General features: G+C 51.8%; 15 protein-coding genes. 5 read left to right on the top strand and 10 right to left on the bottom strand.

Features of this window, described 5'->3' with window-relative positions:
- Nucleotides 1-55: 55 nt before the first annotated feature.
- Nucleotides 56-871: an isoprenyl transferase gene (locus QZV76_RS01905; protein ID WP_290595537.1), complete on the top strand. Its 816-nt coding sequence runs from the start codon at nt 56-58 to the stop codon at nt 869-871.
- Nucleotides 872-883: 12 nt separating this feature from the next.
- On the opposite strand, the gene coaA is transcribed toward QZV76_RS01905, so the two are convergent.
- Nucleotides 884-1,816: a type I pantothenate kinase gene (gene coaA, locus QZV76_RS01900; protein ID WP_290595536.1), complete on the bottom strand. Its 933-nt coding sequence runs from the start codon at nt 1,814-1,816 to the stop codon at nt 884-886.
- A 100-nt stretch (nt 1,817-1,916) separates the two neighbouring features.
- On the opposite strand from coaA, the gene glyA reads away from it, so the two are divergent.
- Together glyA and QZV76_RS01890 are read left to right on the top strand one after the other, a co-directional pair.
- Nucleotides 1,917-3,227, top strand: coding sequence for a serine hydroxymethyltransferase (gene glyA, locus QZV76_RS01895; RefSeq protein WP_290595535.1), 1,311 nt, complete (start codon nt 1,917-1,919; stop codon nt 3,225-3,227).
- A complete protein-coding gene (locus tag QZV76_RS01890; RefSeq protein WP_290595534.1) occupies nt 3,220-4,176 on the top strand; it encodes a LysR family transcriptional regulator substrate-binding protein in 957 nt (318 codons plus the stop codon). The genes glyA and QZV76_RS01890 overlap by 8 nt, the downstream gene beginning before the upstream one ends.
- A 20-nt stretch (nt 4,177-4,196) precedes the next feature.
- On the opposite strand, the gene glpX is transcribed toward QZV76_RS01890, so the two are convergent.
- From glpX to xseA, 3 genes are all read right to left on the bottom strand, one after another.
- Nucleotides 4,197-5,228, bottom strand: coding sequence for a class II fructose-bisphosphatase (gene glpX, locus QZV76_RS01885; RefSeq protein WP_290595533.1), 1,032 nt, complete (start codon nt 5,226-5,228; stop codon nt 4,197-4,199).
- 261 nt (nt 5,229-5,489) lie between these two features.
- On the bottom strand, nt 5,490-5,765 hold the full coding sequence (locus QZV76_RS01880) for an exodeoxyribonuclease VII small subunit (RefSeq protein ID WP_290595532.1): 276 nt from the start codon (nt 5,763-5,765) through the stop codon (nt 5,490-5,492).
- A 37-nt stretch (nt 5,766-5,802) separates the two neighbouring features.
- Nucleotides 5,803-7,050 carry an exodeoxyribonuclease VII large subunit gene (gene xseA, locus QZV76_RS01875; protein ID WP_290595673.1) on the bottom strand — a complete coding sequence of 416 codons (1,248 nt, stop codon included), beginning with the start codon at nt 7,048-7,050 and terminating at the stop codon, nt 5,803-5,805.
- Nucleotides 7,051-7,209: 159 nt separating this feature from the next.
- On the opposite strand from xseA, the gene QZV76_RS01870 reads away from it, so the two are divergent.
- Nucleotides 7,210-8,151: a 4-hydroxy-3-methylbut-2-enyl diphosphate reductase gene (locus QZV76_RS01870; protein ID WP_290595531.1), complete on the top strand. Its 942-nt coding sequence runs from the start codon at nt 7,210-7,212 to the stop codon at nt 8,149-8,151.
- Nucleotides 8,152-8,154: 3 nt separating this feature from the next.
- On the opposite strand, the gene QZV76_RS01865 is transcribed toward QZV76_RS01870, so the two are convergent.
- From QZV76_RS01865 to QZV76_RS01840, 6 genes are all read right to left on the bottom strand, one after another.
- Nucleotides 8,155-9,450 carry a DUF6542 domain-containing protein gene (locus QZV76_RS01865; protein WP_290595530.1) on the bottom strand — a complete coding sequence of 432 codons (1,296 nt, stop codon included), beginning with the start codon at nt 9,448-9,450 and terminating at the stop codon, nt 8,155-8,157.
- Nucleotides 9,451-9,459: 9 nt separating this feature from the next.
- A complete protein-coding gene (locus QZV76_RS01860) occupies nt 9,460-10,569 on the bottom strand; it encodes a DNA recombination protein RmuC (RefSeq protein WP_290595529.1) in 1,110 nt (369 codons plus the stop codon).
- Nucleotides 10,570-10,611: 42 nt separating this feature from the next.
- Nucleotides 10,612-12,186: an AI-2E family transporter gene (locus QZV76_RS01855; protein WP_290595528.1), complete on the bottom strand. Its 1,575-nt coding sequence runs from the start codon at nt 12,184-12,186 to the stop codon at nt 10,612-10,614.
- A 109-nt stretch (nt 12,187-12,295) separates the two neighbouring features.
- Nucleotides 12,296-12,415, bottom strand: coding sequence for a methionine/alanine import family NSS transporter small subunit (locus QZV76_RS01850; RefSeq protein WP_290595527.1), 120 nt, complete (start codon nt 12,413-12,415; stop codon nt 12,296-12,298).
- Complete coding sequence (locus tag QZV76_RS01845) at nt 12,412-14,064, bottom strand: sodium-dependent transporter (RefSeq protein WP_290595526.1); 1,653 nt, start codon at nt 14,062-14,064, stop codon at nt 12,412-12,414. Before QZV76_RS01845 ends, QZV76_RS01850 begins: the two co-directional genes overlap by 4 nt.
- Nucleotides 14,065-14,227: 163 nt before the next feature.
- On the bottom strand, nt 14,228-15,850 hold the full coding sequence (locus QZV76_RS01840) for a sodium-dependent transporter (RefSeq protein ID WP_290595525.1): 1,623 nt from the start codon (nt 15,848-15,850) through the stop codon (nt 14,228-14,230).
- 56 nt (nt 15,851-15,906) lie between these two features.
- Here QZV76_RS01840 and ychF point away from each other — a divergent pair, with 56 nt between their 5' ends.
- Nucleotides 15,907-16,986, top strand: a complete 1,080-nt coding sequence (gene ychF, locus QZV76_RS01835; RefSeq protein WP_290595524.1) for a redox-regulated ATPase YchF — start codon at nt 15,907-15,909, stop codon at nt 16,984-16,986.
- Nucleotides 16,987-17,032: the final 46 nt, after the last annotated feature.

Here is a 17,032-nt window from a genome sequence, read left to right as displayed (position 1 = left end):
TATTTTCCTTTCGCTAAAGGCGACGATATAGCGGAAGTTGGTTACTCTGGTAAGAGTGAAAAACAAAGCTCTGCGACGCTGGTTACGACATCCCCTAGCGAATACAGCAGCGGCGGTACTGTATCCGCTCTACGAACAGCACCTCCTCCGTACAATTGCGCCTTTACCCAAGCCCGCCCACATTGCCGTTATGTGCGATGGAAATCGTCGCTGGGCACGGGAAGCTGGTTTCACTGACGTTGCGAGTGGACACCGTGCAGGTGCTCTGAAAATTGTAGAAATGCTGGAGTGGTGCAGTGAGATTGATGGCATCGACTGCGTCACCCTCTATCTGCTCTCTACAGAAAATCTTGGTCGTTCTGCGGAAGAACTTGATGAACTCCTCGCCATTATTCGTGATGTTGTAGAAGAAATTGCCGCGCCGGGCCACAATTGGCGGATTCACCTGATGGGGCATATGGATCTTCTTCCGGCATCTATTGCGGAGGATCTTCGTCATGCAGAGGCCTCCACTGCACACCGCTCGGGGATTACCGTTAACGTGGCAGTAGGGTACGGAGGACGGCAAGAAATATGCGATGCTGTGCGGGCTCTACTCTCCGATGAGATAGCACGCGGAGCTAAGCCCGAGGATCTTGTAGACGCGGTAACCGTAGAAGCCATTGGAGAGCACCTATATACATCTGGCCAGCCAGATCCAGATCTTGTTATTCGCACCTCGGGGGAACAGCGTTTATCCGGTTTCCTCCTGTGGCAGACCGCCTATTCAGAAATCTGGTTTACTGACGCCTACTGGCCAGAATTTCGACGAGTCGATTTCCTGCGTGCACTACGCGATTTCGCATCCCGCCACCGTCGCTATGGAAAATAAGCCCAACAATAGCTAGATCTTGCGCAGAAGTACCTGCTGAATCTTGTGGTTAACATCCTTACGAAGAATGAGGTCCGCACGTAGCTTTGTGGGCAATATGTTTTCTTCTAGATTCTTCTGGTTTGTATGAAGCCAAACACCATGCGCGTAGTCATACAGATCACTATCGGGCATATGCGTGAAGCGGTTGTAGTAGCTCGTAGGATCCTGGAAAGCCGTATCGCGCAACATGAAAATACGGTTGAGGAACCATTTTTCAATATCTGCAGTATCGGCATCAACATAGATTGAGAAATCGAAGAAGTCCGACACCATCATGGACGGACCAGTCTGGAGAACATTGAGTCCCTCAATAATGAGGATATCGGGCTGGCGAACTTCCTGCTTTTTCCCCGGAATGATGTCATAGATTCCGTGATCGTAAACAGGGGCACACGCTACATCCTCCCCATTTTTAACGGCAGAAAGAAAGTCCAGGAGGGCACGCCGATTGTAGGATTCGGGGAAGCCTTTTCTCTCCATGATGCCGCGATGTTGCAAAACTGCAGTGGGGTAGAGGAACCCATCAGTGGTAACAAGATCGACACGCGGATGAGTTTCCCACCGGGACAGAAGAATCTGTAGAACACGGGCAGTAGTGGACTTACCAACAGCGACAGAACCGGCAATGGCAATAACGAAAGGGGATTCTTTCTGCTGGTAAATATCGCCGAAAAACTCCTGTGAGGTGTTATAAAGATGGCTCTTATTGCGAACCTGGAAATAAAGGAGACGGGACAGTGGCAGATAAATCTTTGCGATCTCATCTAGATCTATCTGGTCACCTAGGCCACGAATAGACTCCAGTTCATCTTCAGTGAGCACCATCGGCCATGATTTACGGAGTTTACGCCAGTCTTCACGAGGGAAGCAGTGGAAAGGACTAGGTACATGATCTTGAAACATCTCTATTAACTATAGTCGGGGTAACCCACTAAACTGGGGAAATGAGATGTGCATTGAACAGACTGCACCTGAACCACCTTTTTGGAGCGTGAACCACCGAATGAGTGACCAGAATCTTGCGGCTAAGGACCTGCGTTACCTTCCTCTCAGTGAGTTGGATCCAGAACTATTGGATGCTGTACAGGGCGAATTGTCCCGCCAGCGCAACACCCTTGAAATGATCGCCTCGGAAAACTTTGTTCCACGTGCTGTACTACAGTTGCAGGGTTCCATCCTGACCAACAAGTATGCGGAAGGCTACCCGGGCCGTCGCTACTACGGTGGCTGTGAAAACGTTGACATTATTGAAGACATTGCTCGTAGCCGCGCCAAGTCTCTTTTCGGTGCCGATTTCGCGAACGTGCAGCCACATTCTGGGGCACAGGCCAACGCCGCTGTTCTTTCCACGCTCCTGCAGCCCGGTGAGCGTCTCCTCGGCCTCGACCTTGCACACGGTGGCCACCTGACACACGGTATGAAACTCAACTTCTCCGGTAAGTTGTATGACGTTTACTCCTACGGTGTTGAAGAAGACACCATGATGATCGACATGGATAAGGTGCGTGAGAAGGCACTCGAATGCCGTCCGCAGGTTATTGTGGCTGGTTGGTCCGCGTATCCTCGCCATGAAGATTTTGCGGCATTCCGTTCCATCGCCGATGAGGTTGGTGCCAAACTGTGGGTTGATATGGCCCACTTTGCAGGTTTGGTGGCAGCAGGGCTGCACCCGTCTCCCGTACCGTATGCAGATGTGGTTTCCACGACTGTTCACAAGACACTTGCGGGTCCGCGTTCCGGCATGATTCTTGCCAAACAGGAGTACGCCAAGAAGATCAACTCCAATGTATTCCCCGGTCAGCAGGGTGGGCCGCTCATGCATGTGATTGCGGCGAAAGCTGCAGCTTTGAAGATTGCTGCTTCTGAACAGTTCAAAGAGCGGCAGGAGCGGACACTACGCGGCGCAAAGATTTTGGCAGATCGCCTTATGGCTGATGATGTCCGCAGCAATGGTGTGGACGTGCTCACTGGTGGTACGGATGTCCACCTCGTACTGGTAGACCTGCGTAAATCCGATATGGATGGCCAGGTAGCCGAGGATCTTCTGCACGAAGCTGGTATTACCGTCAACCGCAACGCTATTCCGTTCGATCCCCGCCCGCCGATGGTCACCTCTGGCCTGCGTATCGGTACTCCAGCCCTGGCTACCCGCGGTTTTGATGATGCCGAGTTCGAGGAAGTTGCCGATATTATCGGTACCGCTCTCGCCCAAGGCAAGGACGCTGACGTGCCCGCACTACGCGCCCGCGTCACCGCACTGTGCGAACAGGTACCGCTGTATGACGGTCTAGAAGATTGGAAGATGTTTGACTAAGGAGGATCCATCCCCCTTTACCAGGACTCTCGGAGAGGCGCCGTCGGAAACTGAGTTTTCCCCGGCGCTTCTGCGCATTGGTTGCGTCCTGGGTGTACAGCCAGACAAGTGGCAGCGTCGTTGGCAAGAAAACCGTCCCGATGTCTCCACGTCATGGGATTTTATGGACTCTAGCGTGCAATGGGAGGGGCTGCGTTCCGGCCGCTGGTCCATTGTGCTCGCACGCATGACGGTACTGTCAGAGACAACAGAGCCCGTAGACTCAGCAGAGTCAACTGTGCCAGCGGGCTCAGTAGAGTCCTCACTGTCGTTACTGTCGTACGGTGCCGGTGACGTTATTCTTCCCCCCGACCTCACAGAAACAACCCATGTTGTAGAGCTCTACCAAGAACGCTGGGTTGTCGTGGGCCGTAAACGACACGATATCGGGCTAGTGTCCGAAGTGACGCTGGCGGATCTGGCAGATCTACCTGACAAGCGTGTTGGGAAAGGGGATCTCATCGTTCCTGTAGGACAGCCAGAAGTTGCTGTCACCTATGCAGAATCCGGTGCAGGTATCGCTGTTCTACCGGAGTCCATGGTGAAAGTTGTGGGGCAGGGGGAAGGAACAGTGCGCCTCCTGGACATGGAACCAACCACACGGGTGTGTGCAGTGTGGCTCAAGGATCGTACGGACGGATGTGCAGATGGCTGCTCGGAAGAGCTCATCCAGGATTTCATCGGAATGCTAAGAGGACGCCGAGCTCATTCGTCTCGATCCAGTGTCGCTACACAAGCGGTGTCGCATACATGCGACGATATGGGGCTATCGACGAAGCAAGCGCGTAAACGGGCACGCCAAGAAAAGATTCGAGCTAGCCGAGCACAAAGTCAAGAACAGCGTAAGCAGCGTATCGCTGCGCGTCATGCGGCCAAACGGGCAGCTCAAAAACGTGGAAAGCGCCGTTAAAGGACGTTAAAGCGCTCTATTTAGAGGGATCCAATCTGGGGTAAACCACGAGCGTATTCACTGGAGAGAGCTTGGAGTTTTTCTAAACGGTGGAAGCCTTCAATAAAACGGATAGTTCCCGAGGTACCGCGCATAACGAGGGAACGCGTGTAGGCTCCGTGGGCGCGGAAGGATACTCCTCCCACCATGTCTCCATTAGTTACTCCCGTAGCGCAGAAGAAACAGTCTTTACTGGAGCAGAGATCGTTTGTGTAGAGTACTTTGTCAGTGTCGTATTCGCCGGTTGCTGCGCGGGCGATCTCTTCATCAGTCTTGGGCCATAGTCGGCCTTGAATAGCACCACCGAGGCAACGCATAGCGGCTGCGGTGATAACGCCTTCGGGGGTTCCACCAATCCCCATCATGAGGTCTACTGAGTTACCGTGTTTAGCGGCAGCTACAGCGCCAGCAACGTCACCATCGGCAATAAGGCGGACCTTTGCCCCAGCTTCGCGAATAGCTGCCTGTAGATCATCGTGGCGGGGACGGTCGAGAACAACCACAGTAATGTCGCGGACACTCTTCTGTTTCGCCTGTGCGACGTTTCTAATATTGTCCTCTACGGATGCATCGACATCAATAACATCTGCTGCTTCTGGGTCAGTAGCTATTTTCTTCATGTAGTAGAAGGCGCTGGGGTCGTACATGCTTCCCGCTGCAGAAATAGCCATGACAGAAATAGCATTGGGGCGTCCTTCAGCGCATTGGCGTGTGCCGTCGATGGGGTCTACGGCAACATCAACTTTGGGGCCTTGGCCATTACCAACTTTTTCGCCATTGGCCAGCATGGGGGCTTTATCTTTTTCGCCTTCCCCAATAATGACAGTTCCACTGAGGTTGACGGTGTCAAGAGTGTCACGCATAGCGCGAACAGCGGCTCCGTCAACACCATTCTTGTCTCCACGGCCCGCCCATAGTCCTCCAGCCAAGGCGGCCGCTTCTGTCACGCGGACAAGTTCCATGCCGAGATTGCGGTCAAGGCTGTTGGGATCAGAGATGAACGAGGAAAGCATAAGAAGGTTCCCTTTCTTCGCGAATGTTCACTCCACGGAAAGGTTGCGGAAAAGTGACCGGGAGAAAAACGAGCAGAAATTATGTGTACACCTATTATTTCACTAGCTCGGGCAAAAAACGAGAATAGGGTGAGAATATAAAGAATATTCTTAAAAGTAGAACGATAAAGAGCGAGTATTCACTAATAAAAACTCAGTAAAAATCTCATTTATCAGGATTTCTGGTAATGGTGATACTACTGTCACTATCACTAGTCAGTATCAGTTGTCGGTGCTACCGTCTACTGTGTCTTCAGCGTCCCCGATGGTCTCAGTATCCGTATGAGTAGCAAGTGCTTCCTCGATACGTTTATGCGCGCCTGCTAAAAGCTCCTCGCAACGTTGCCCAAGTTCTTCACCGCGTTCCCATAAAGCAAGGGAATCGTCTAAGCTCAATCCGCCTTGCTCCAAACAGCGGACCGTTTCTACTAACTCATCCCGAGCTTCTTCATAATTAAGTTCAGCAACGGGCTTCACATCATCATTCTGTTGTGCCATCAGTAGCCTCCTTTAACTGGTTTTTACTAACTTGTTCTTATCGGACTTGAGCTTTACTAGAGGAAGAACTAGGACACGGCTGGGTCCCCAACACTGCCGCATTAACTACCCCATCAGTAGCCCGCACCCGCAATTGTGATCCAGGGGAGGCGTCCTTAATAGAGTTCAGTACTACTGTTGTTCCGTCGGGATGCTGTATCTGCACAATTGAGTAACCACGCGCCAGAGTATGTATTGGTCCCAATGCTGTGAGCTGCGTGGTAGCTGTAGCGATGCGATTATCTTCATTAGCGAGGAAGAGCGTCATCTGCCGGTAGAGTTCTTCTCGTGCGCGCTCAGTTTCCTGCAAACGCTGCTCAATAAGAGTTACCGGCGAAGCCATTACCGGGCGTGATGTAAAACTTTCCACTAGCGCAGATTCACGCCTTACCCACTGCCGTAATGCTTGGGCATTCCGTGCCCGCAAATCCCGTATATGGCTTCGCTCAGACACCACATCAGGAACTACTTTCTTTGCCGCATCCGTGGGAGTTGCTGCGCGAAGATCAGCTACATAATCCAACAGTGGGATATCAGGCTCGTGCCCAATGGCGGAAACGACGGGAGTAGTAGCACGTGATACCGCCCGCACCAGTGTCTCGTCAGAGAAGGGAAGCAGATCCTCCATGGATCCGCCCCCGCGAGCAATAATGATGACGTCAACGGAGGGGTCCGCATCCAAAAGACGAAGTTGCTCCACAACTTCCGGAACACATCGCGCACCCTGCACTGTGGCGTAGCGAACTGTGAAATGAGCCTCCGGCCAGCGGCTATGCGCCACTGACAAAACATCCCGTTCCGCCGCCGAGTTACGCCCTGTAATAAGACCAATGTTGCGCGGTAAGTAGGGAAGCGGACGTTTTAATTCCGTATCAAAAAGTCCCTCAGCAGCAAGCTGCTGGCGGAGACGCTCCAATCGCGCCAACAATTCCCCCAAGCCCGCCTGGCGAATATCCTTCGCCAGTAGAGAAAGGGAGCCGTTTCCCTTGTAGAGGGCAAAATTGCCATGCACGATAACACGGGTACCCTCCGTTATAGTTCCCTCCGCAAGCAAGCGAGAAGGGCATGTTACCTGCAAAGACACTGTCTCTGCCAGATCCCGAAGCGAGAAATAGGAATAGTAGGATTGCCGCCGTAGTTTCAGCTGAGTGATTTCTCCCTCCACCCAGGCTTCCCCCAAACGGTTTATCCACGATGCTACAAGAGCGCTAACTTCCCGCACCGGATAAGGATGATCAGCAGACATGGCCTGGGGTTTTCCTCCCGATACAGCACTTGACTGTTGGCTCATCTGCCATCTCCTAACAGCGCGTTATGGTCTATAAAAAATTTCTTTACTACCGTCTTCTCTCGATTGTAGTGAGGCAACGTGTCAAAGTAGGGGATAAACCCGTAGGCTAAAAGAATGCGTAAGGTTCTGCTTGCTTCGCCCCGCGGCTACTGTGCCGGAGTTGATCGTGCTGTCCACACAGTTGAATTAGCGCTACAGCACTACGGAGCTCCCGTCTATGTTCGTAAAGAAATTGTCCACAATCGACACGTAGTGGATACTCTCACTAAAGCCGGAGCCATCTTCGTTAATGAAGTGGATGAGGTACCGGAGGGCTCTGTTCTCGTATTTTCAGCCCACGGAATTGCACCATCGGTAATGGCAGCAGCGCAGGAACGAAATCTCACAACTATTAATGCAACATGCCCACTAGTAAAGAAAGTACATGGTGAAGCACGACGCTTCGCCAAACACGGTAAAGAAATTATCCTTATCGGCCACCGTGGACACGAAGAAGTAGAAGGTACCGCTGGTGAAGCCCCCACACAAACTTATGTTGTGGAAGGTCCTACAGACGTTAAAAACCTCACTGTAAAAGACCCCAGCAGCCTTGTCTGGCTTTCCCAAACCACTCTTAGCGTGGATGAAACTAAAGACACGGTGACGATGCTCCATGAGCTTTTCCCCGAGATAACAGATCCGCCATCTGACGATATTTGCTACGCCACACAGAATCGTCAAGGAGCGGTGAAAGCCATGGCGGAACAGTGCGATGTTGTTATTGTGGTGGGTTCGCGAAACTCTTCCAACTCCGTACGTTTACGGGAAGTTGCGGAACAGTCGGGTGTTAAGCACTGCTATTTGGTGGACTACGCCCATGAAATAGACGATACCTGGCTAACAGAAGCAGAAACAGTAGGGGTAACCTCGGGGGCTTCTGTCCCCGAAGTATTAGTTGAAGAGGTTGTCAGTTCCTTAAAGGAACGCGGATTCACCCAGGTGGAGGAAGTAGAAACAGTACGTGAGGATATGAGTTTCCAGCTACCGCCGGAGATTCGAAAAGTATCGCAGAATTAATATCTAACGCGAGGTGTGTCCCCGTCCACCATTATTCTGGGGGTACTGACCATCGTAATGACGATGGGTTTTCATCTGGTGTTCACGGGTGGAATGATGCTCGCGGGTGGGGTAGTCGTGGCCTGGCCGATTATGAGAGGACCGGCTGTAAGGATCCCGGCGAGGATCACTGTACTGGTGAGTGTTGTACTGAGAGTTATTACGCTGGGGATTATTGCGCCGGGAATCTCTATGAGGCTGCGGGGTATGTCGCTGCGTTCGCGGAGACGATGAGGGATAAGGCTGTGGGGCACCATTACGTGGATAAGGGGATCCGGTAGTGGGCATCCCTGCTACTGGGTGACGGGGGGCGGAGGCATCATTGGCTGCCCTTCTTCGGACTGCCGCAATACGACGCGCAATTTCGCGTTTTACGCGGGGATCACGCGGATCTATGCCCTGCCGTTTAGCAGCAATAATAACGGCTTTTCGTTGGCGCTCTTCAGCAGCGAGTATGGCACGACGCCGCATTTCAGCATCGCTAGTGCGGTCAATAGCCTCGGTGCGAGGTTGCTGGTGATACATGCGCGGATCGTTTCCGTGGGAATGAGCAATCCTCGGAAGTGTGACATCGTGGTTATGCGCAATAGGACGTGGGCGCGGAGTAGTCGTACGATGCTCATGAACGAGAGCTGTGGCGGGTGTTTGTGAAGAAGCTACTGAATCTGCTGCAGTTGTTGGCTGTGCTAAGGAAGAAGAGGAAGAAGAACTGGTAGAGCGGGAGTGTTTCTTTTTCGCAGATTCAGATTTCGTAGTTTCGGCAGAGTGCTTTTTGTCTTTTTTCTTTGTGAAAAAAGCAACGATTTTCAGCGAGTCCCATCCTCGTTGAATACCCGTAATTACTATGCGCGTAATAACAATTACTGCTGCTACGCATAAGGCTCCCAGCATAATGGGAACATCGCTTATAAACGGTAAACCAATCTTTATAATTGCTGCTCTACCGCCTTTATCTCCAGAAGCCAGCATACTGATGGAGTAAAAGACAATATAGGCAATGGCATACCCAAGAACCGGCATGACTGTCGCAGTGAACAGCGCATCACAGTCGGCGAAAACTGCACATGCTGTGGAACACAGGATGAACACTACTGCGAATGGTATCCCCAGCTCTTTAGTAAAAAGGCTGAGAAGCATGCCTAAAACGAGTGCAGCAAGATAGGCAATAAGAACGCCCCACCATGGAATACCACGAATTGACCGGATGAGTGATCGTTTCCTCTCCGGTGTCGATGTATCTGCATGGTAGTTAACTAGCACAGGTCAACTTTACCGGGAAGACACCCACTTGTTCGAAACTGCACGCGGAGAAGAGTCGATTTCTTCGGGACTTATTACTACAGAAGCAGGAGAAATGCCATAGTTTTCTAATTTTCGGGCAGTAACAACAAGTCGCGATTCCACAGATCCGAGTGCCGAATTATAGGAGTCCACGGCCTTCTCAAGTTGTGCTCCCAAGGTAGTGAAGTGTTGTATGACAGTTCCTAAACGCTGATAGAGCTCATAACCAAGTTTTTGAATCTCTTTTGCCTCTTGTGTGATGGTGTCGTGCTGCCACGTCAGTGCAACAGTTTTAAGTAAGGCAATGAGTGTTGTGGGGGTGCTTAGAATAACATTCTGTGAAAAAGCATAATCGAGAATAGAGGGATCCTCCTGCAACACTGTATCTAGAAAGGGGTCACTGGGGAGGAACATCACCACAAACTCAGGTGTGGAGGAAAACGCCTCCCAATAACTTTTCTTCGCAAGAGCATCGGCATGTGTGCGAACAGCTTTCGCGCAGGCTCGTTGTGCTTTTTGTTGTGTGCTGCGGTCTGCCGCGTTTACAGCGGTGAGGTAAGAATCAAAGGGAACTTTAGCGTCCACCACAATGGTGCGTTGCCCCGATAAATGGATAACAAGATCGGGACGCTGCACGCCGTTACTGCCATGAACATGATGTTGCGGAGAAAAATCACAATGTTTTGCCATGCCAGAAAGTTCAACTACCCGTTCTAACTGCATTTCTCCCCAACGCCCACGAATATTGGGGGACCGTAAAGCAGAAGAAAGACGCCCCGTTTCTTCCGAGAGAATACGGGAACTCCGCTGCATAGCTACTACAGATTCAGTGAGCTGGGAGAACTCACGTAAGTGGTTTTGTTCTAACTGCTCCATGTGAAGGCTAAACCCCTGGAGGGATTTTTCAAGAGGAGAAATAACAGGCAGTACTATGTCGGACACGGAATCTGATTGCCGCTGCATCATCTCTCTGGATAATGCGGCTTGTTGCGCGATATCTCGGCGAGTCGCCCGGGAGTTTCCTCGTGCCAGCCAGCCAATGATGAACCCGAGGACTAAACCAGCGGCAATAAGACCGATAATGGCAAGAACGTTCATGCCTGTCTTTTTACCAGAGGACTGTAACAAAACTTACTGTTGCTACGACTCTTCACGGCTAGGACTGTCTCCAGGTTTATCGTCGGATCTATCCCCAGGAGTGCTGTCAGAACTGGTGACATCTGCATCATTATCACTATCTGCAGTATCGCTAGTCTCATCTGGTAATGATGCTGTTAACAATGATGTCGACTCAGCATCTTCGTCTACATGTGCAGGAGGTTCTTCCGTAGATGTAGTGTCATGTAAGAGCTCGTTATCTTCATCGTGGACGAAATTCCGCAATGAACTAGAGCGGCGCCGCAACCAGCGACGCATTTTTGTGTGTTTCGTCTCCGGTTGTTCACTGGGTTGGTTTGTCACAACAATTTTTGCGCGTTCATCCCATGACTCCACAATGTAGCGGAGGATAACTGCAATAACAGCGGTAATTGGAACGGCGAGGAAAGCTCCCACGATCCCGTAGAGGCTGCCGCCGGCGGAAACAACAAGCAGCACGATGACGGGGTGCAGGTCCATGGCGTTGGACTGCAGGATGGGGGAGAGAACATTCCCCTCCAACTGTTGCACCACGATAATCACGATGAGCATGATGATGGCCGCTTTGAACGATACTCCTACCCAAGCAACCAATACTGCCAGGAATCCGGAGACGAAAGCGCCCACAATAGGGATGAAGCCACCCATGAAGGTGATAATGGCGAGTGGCCCCGCAAGCGGAACTTTAAGAACGATCATGCCGATGCCAATACCAACGGCATCAATCGCAGACACAATGCACTGTGTACGGATAAAGCCACCCAGGGTAGTCCAGCAGCGTAGAGTCAGTTCTTCAATATGTGCGTAGGCGGGCATTCCCACAACGCGTTTTACCCACGGGAGAACCTTTGAGCCGTCTTTGAGGAAGAAGAAACACAGCATGAAGGTGATGAGTAGCGTCACCACCACGTTAGAGGCTGTTGAAACACCGTTAATAGCAGCGGAGGCGATTTGGGTGGATGAAGACTGAATCTTATCCGTTATTGATGCCACAATACGGTTTAGCTGTGTCTGATTGACGTTGAAAGGAGGGCCGAGGAGCCAATGTTGTAGATCTCGGAGTCCCTGCACTGTTTTTTGGGAGATGGGATTAATTTGGGAGGCGATACTGGGGGCGATTGCGGAGAGAATACCGCTGACAACTCCTAAAACAACAAGGAGCATGCCCAGGGACGCTATCCAACTAGGTACTTTATGGTTGGTGAGCCATTTAACTGGCGGCCACAATGCCGAGCAGATAATGATAGCGAGGATAGTGGGGAGGAGCCCTACCCAGATGAACTGGCAGAGTTTGTAGAGGATATAGCCGGCGGCGACAACAATAATGAAGCGAAGGGACCAATTAGCCAGTTTGCGAAGATCCTGGCCAATAACAGCAGATCGGCTTGTGGAGTGCATACGCCTAGACGAGGGGTGTTCACGCTCGTCTTTCTTATCTTTTTTCTCGTTCTTTCCGTGACGAGAGGAAGTAGTAGCGGTAGAAGACGCGTTTTTTGTGTCGTTCCCGCTATCGAGCGCAGGTGTGTCAGCAGAGCTGTCTTTACCTATCAGCTCCGGTTTGCTGTTTTTGTTAGACATGTAGTTCTCTCCAACAACACACACCGCTGTCGTTTAGTGATGTCGTTTACCGATACGCAGGTACGACATATAGATAGTATGAGCAATCTGCCCTTATTGTATGTGTGATTTATTCATCGCTGTCGGCGGTAGTATCTGGGTGTTTCATAAGATGGACGCTACTAGCAATAAGTCCACCCCAAATGATGACCAGAAACAACACCATCATAACGATAGATCCTGCACTCATTCTGTTTCCTCCTGTCTTTCAGAAGCAATTGTCTCTACCGGAGCAGCTGAAGTAGTTGGGGCAGCATTTAATTGTTCCGGGTGATGTTTCGCCAGCCACTCCCGGTAGTAGGGGTGCTGATATTCAGTAGTTAATTCGGGCGTAAAGACAGGGCCGTCTAGATGTACTATTCGGTCACTCCAGGGGCACAGCGCCAAAATAATGGCGAAGACTAGAGCGAAGATCATACTGCCCCAACCAAAGGCAACGAGGAACCAGGTGGGGTGGTCTTCGTACCCATCGCGGATGATGGTGGAAAACTCCACGAAGAGCATCCACACAAGTGCGACGGGCGTAATGATGGAGATGCACGCATTCCACCATTTCCCCACCGGCAGAGACGACACGGAAATGAGGTGCTTGTGCAATTCCTCCACGCGGCGATACACCCACGAGATCAAAATGAGGGTGACCAGGGCATTGAGTGCAATGGCGTTATTGATGAACTTATCGACAACCGAAAGAACATTAACGCCGGAGGTTGTTGCGAAGAGCACGATGGAAATGATGGCCATGGGAATGCCCGTAATGAGCACAGCCGGGACGCGACGTAATCCGAACTTATCCTGGAAAGCTGCCGCGACAACCTCCACCAGACTAATGGAGGAGGTAAGACCAGCAAGAACAAGACTGAGGAAGAACAATACCCCAAAAATAGGGCCACCGTGCATCTGCGAGATGACGGAGGGGAAAGCGATAAACGCTAGGCCAATACCGTTGGCAGCAACACTATCCACGCTGGTGCCCTGCTGGTGAGCGAGGAAACCGAGCGCGGCAAAAACACAAATACCGGCCAACACCTGGAAAGAGGTTGTTGCAAAAGCTACGACAAGGCTGGAACCGGCCAGATCGGTACGGCGCTTCAGATAAGAACTGTAGGTGATCATGATGCCGTAGCCAACAGACAGTGAGAAGAATATCTGGCTATAGGCCGCAATCCAGACCTTGCCGTCAGAGAGCAAATTCCAGTTAGCGTGGAAGAATACTTCCAGGCCGTCACTGGCACCAGATAGGAAAAGGGAGCGTACTACCAGGATGAGGAAGAGGGCGGCGAGGAGAGGAACGAAGAATTTGGACATATTGCCCACGCCGTTTTGTACACCAAGAGCTAGCGTGCCGATAGTAATAACCCACACAATGATGAGGGGGATAAGGACAGCTGGCACAAAATCTACACTGAGCGAACTCTGTGACTGCAGAAAATCATTATTAAAGAACTCGGCTGGGTTGTTTCCCCATGCCTCTTTAACCGAGTACACCATGTAGGCGCATGACCAGGCGATAATGACGGAATAGTAGCAGGCAATAACGAAACAGATAGCTACTTGGAACCAGCCGAGAGTTTCCGTGTGCTTAGCGAAGCGGCGGAAGGTGAGTGGTGCGCCGCCGCGGAAACGATGTCCCATGGCATAGTCCAGGAACAGCATGGGGATACCGGCGGTAAGGAGCGCTATGAGGAAGGGGATAAGGAAGGCGCCGCCGCCGTTTTGGTAGGCGACGTAGGGGAAACGCCAGATACTACCAAGGCCAATTGCTGAACCGATGGCCGCCAGAATAAAGACTGAGCGTTTGGAGAAAGTTTCTCGTTGGGCTGGACTAGTGTTACTCATTCATATCCTGACGTGGTCGTGAGAACGGCTACGAGTCGTCACGCCTGCGCTCTCTAAACGTATGGTGGCGAATAAAGTGTTTCTCCGGGAAAGCACAATACGTATGGATGTGTGTAGCAGAATAGCTCTCTATCCAGCGGAGAAAGACAGTTACCTCCCCATCCTATGCCGAATTATCGTGTCGGACAGTATTTTTCTCAGCATAATTTTCACTATGTGGATTTTTACTGTGAGGAGTATCAAGAAGTTCTTCCTCCGGCCGCCGCACAGCACCCTTCTCCACTTCCGCAGCAGCAGGCCAAGGAGCAAGCGGCAGTAGAAGAGAAACGACAAAGAAACAGAGGATAGGAAGCCACCCAAAAACAAGTAATGCCCACTGCGGATAATTTCCATACCCCTCAGTGATGATGGAGTGCGTTTCTGTCCCCAAAATAATGAGCAGCACCGCCGGAGTCAGTACCGAAACATAGAAACGCCACGGCCTACCTACCTTGCGAGACGATAACGCATTGAGGTGTAACTGCAGAACGGGGAGATGCCGTAACCCCCAGCTGATCGTCAACATAGAAATAATAGCGGCGCTCACAATACCGATAGAGCACACAAACTTATCAAAAATATCGAGCGTGCTAGCACCAGTAGTCGTGGGGAACAACAACACCGACGCTATAACGAGCGGCAGGATAACAGCAGTCGTCGCCGCCCAGCGGGCCAGGCCGAACTTATCGCGAATAGCAGAAATACATACTTCCACCACCGATATTTCCGAGGTCAGCCCAGCAATAGACAGACAGCCGAAGAAAATAACCCCGAAAACAGTACCGCCCGGCATCTGCGAAATAATGGTGGGGAACGCAATAAATGCTAATCCAATGCCGCCCTCTGCAACTTCCCCAACTGGCTGGCCGGAGCTGGCCGCCAGGAAACCCAACGTGGCGAACACACCAATACCGGCCAATGCCTCAAAGGAAGAATTCGCAAAAGCCACTACATGCGCCGTCCCCACCAGGTTAGTTTTGCTCTTCAAATAGGAACTGTAGGTAATCATGACCGCAAAACCGACATTGAGCGAGAAGAAAATCTGCCCATAGGCGGCAATCCACACAGACGGGTGACGGAGCGATCCCCACTTGGGTGTGAAGAAAACATTGAGTCCCTGGGCCGCGCCGGGCAGGAAAAGTGCACGAATAACCAGTGAGGCAAAAAGAATAACGAGAACAGGGACGAAGATTCGGTTCAGCCGCCCAATGCCGTTCTCCACACCGAATGCCATCACAATAACAATGACAGCCCACACAACTAGCAGTGGAATAAGCAGGTTAGGCACCATGTGAAGCCCAAAACCATCAGCTTTATGGAGAAAAGACTCATTGAAGAAGCGGGTGGGGTTGTCGCCCCATTCCCGGTGGAAACTGTAGCCCATATAGCGCACGGACCAGGCAATGATGATGGGGTAGTAGAGGGCAATAAGGAAAGCGATAAACACCTGGAACCAGCCCGCGAATTCCCCCCAGCGGCTAATGCGGCGGAAGGCGAGGGGGCCGGATCCGCGGTAGCGGTGCCCCAGGGAATACTCCAGGATAAGAAGCGGAATGCCGGCTGTGAGGAGCGCACACAGATAGGGGATAAGGAAAGCACCACCGCCGTTTTGGTAGGCGACGTAGGGGAATCGCCAAATGTTGCCAAGGCCCACGGCAGAGCCGATCGCGGCCATAATAAACACTGAACGCTTGGAGAATGTCTCGCGCGCAGCGGGCGTTTTACTGTCTGTGTTTGCTGCAGTCACCCTAGTAACAATAGCGGTAAGGGCAATTATGCAGGTAGCGAGTAGAGTAAAGAGCCGTGAGCCTTACACTTGGAATTGTTGGTCTGCCCAATGTGGGCAAGTCCACCCTTTTTAATGCCCTAACCAAAAACGATGTACTAGCTGCGAACTATCCCTTCGCCACCATTGAACCCAACGTGGGTGTGGTAGAACTGCCCGATAAACGCCTGCCGAAACTACAGGAAATGTTTAATGCAAAGCGCATCGTGCCCGCCACAGTGTCCTTCGTGGACATTGCCGGCATTGTGAAGGGTGCTTCCGAAGGTGAAGGCCTCGGCAATAAATTCCTGGCCAATATCCGCGACTCCGACGCCATCTGCCAAGTAGTGCGCGTTTTCGGCGACCCCGACGTAGTACACGTGTCAGGCAAAGTCGACCCACTCGACGATATTCAAGTTATTGAAACCGAGCTGATTATCGCCGACCTGCAAACAATAGAAAAAGCACTGCCCCGCCTGGAAAAACAAGCAAAGCAGGACAAATCCCTCCAAAAGCAGGTAGCGGAGGTCAAGAAAGCCCAAGAAATCCTCGAAAACGGCGACACCATCTTCTCCCGCGCAAGCGAAGTAGACGGCGAACTCCTCTACGAACTACACCTGCTGACCACCAAACCCTTCCTCTACGTTTTCAACGCAGACGAAGCCATCCTCACCGACGAAGCCCGCAAACAGGAACTCCGCGACCAAGTAGCCCCCGCAGAAGCTATCTTCCTGGACGCCAAAGTGGAATCCGAACTAGCAGAACTTGACGACGAAGACGCCCTCGAACTGCTGGAATCCATCGGACAAGACGAACCCGGCCTCGCACAGCTAGCGCGCGCCGGCTTCCGCACCCTGGGGCTGCAAACCTACCTCACCGCCGGCGAAAAAGAAGTTCGCGCCTGGACCATTCACCAAGGAGATACCGCACCCCAAGCCGCTGGCGTTATTCACAGTGACTTCGAAAAAGGCTTCATTAAGGCCGAAATCGTCTCCTACGACGACCTCGTGGAACACGGCTCCATCAACGACTGCCGCGCCGCCGGCAAAGTCCGCATGGAAGGCAAAGACTACGTCATGCAAGAAGGCGACGTCGTCGAATTCCGCTTCAACGTGTAGCTTTTGCTGGCATAACAAGTTGGCATAGTAGTGTGGGTGCCGCCAC

Origin of the sequence: Lawsonella sp. (assembly GCF_011525565.1) — a bacterium.
In the GTDB taxonomy this organism is placed as follows: Bacteria; Actinomycetota; Actinomycetes; order Mycobacteriales; family Mycobacteriaceae; genus Lawsonella; species Lawsonella clevelandensis_A.
The sequence above is the reverse complement of the archived record's forward strand: the minus strand, read 5'-3'. Positions and strand labels throughout refer to the sequence as shown.

Excerpts from the sequence above, each read along its gene's own strand:
- coaA (WP_290595536.1), bottom strand. The coding sequence starts at position 1,816 with ATGTTTCAAGATCATGTACCTAGTCCTTTCCACTGCTTCCCTCGTGAA.
- glyA (WP_290595535.1), top strand. The coding sequence starts at position 1,917 with ATGAGTGACCAGAATCTTGCGGCTAAGGACCTGCGTTACCTTCCTCTC.
- glpX (WP_290595533.1), bottom strand. The coding sequence starts at position 5,228 with ATGCTTTCCTCGTTCATCTCTGATCCCAACAGCCTTGACCGCAATCTC.
- QZV76_RS01880 (WP_290595532.1), bottom strand. The coding sequence starts at position 5,765 with ATGGCACAACAGAATGATGATGTGAAGCCCGTTGCTGAACTTAATTAT.
- xseA (WP_290595673.1), bottom strand. The coding sequence starts at position 7,050 with ATGTCTGCTGATCATCCTTATCCGGTGCGGGAAGTTAGCGCTCTTGTA.
- QZV76_RS01870 (WP_290595531.1), top strand. The coding sequence starts at position 7,210 with ATGCGTAAGGTTCTGCTTGCTTCGCCCCGCGGCTACTGTGCCGGAGTT.
- QZV76_RS01860 (WP_290595529.1), bottom strand. The coding sequence starts at position 10,569 with ATGAACGTTCTTGCCATTATCGGTCTTATTGCCGCTGGTTTAGTCCTC.
- QZV76_RS01855 (WP_290595528.1), bottom strand. The coding sequence starts at position 12,186 with ATGTCTAACAAAAACAGCAAACCGGAGCTGATAGGTAAAGACAGCTCT.
- QZV76_RS01850 (WP_290595527.1), bottom strand. The coding sequence starts at position 12,415 with ATGAGTGCAGGATCTATCGTTATGATGGTGTTGTTTCTGGTCATCATT.
- QZV76_RS01845 (WP_290595526.1), bottom strand. The coding sequence starts at position 14,064 with ATGAGTAACACTAGTCCAGCCCAACGAGAAACTTTCTCCAAACGCTCA.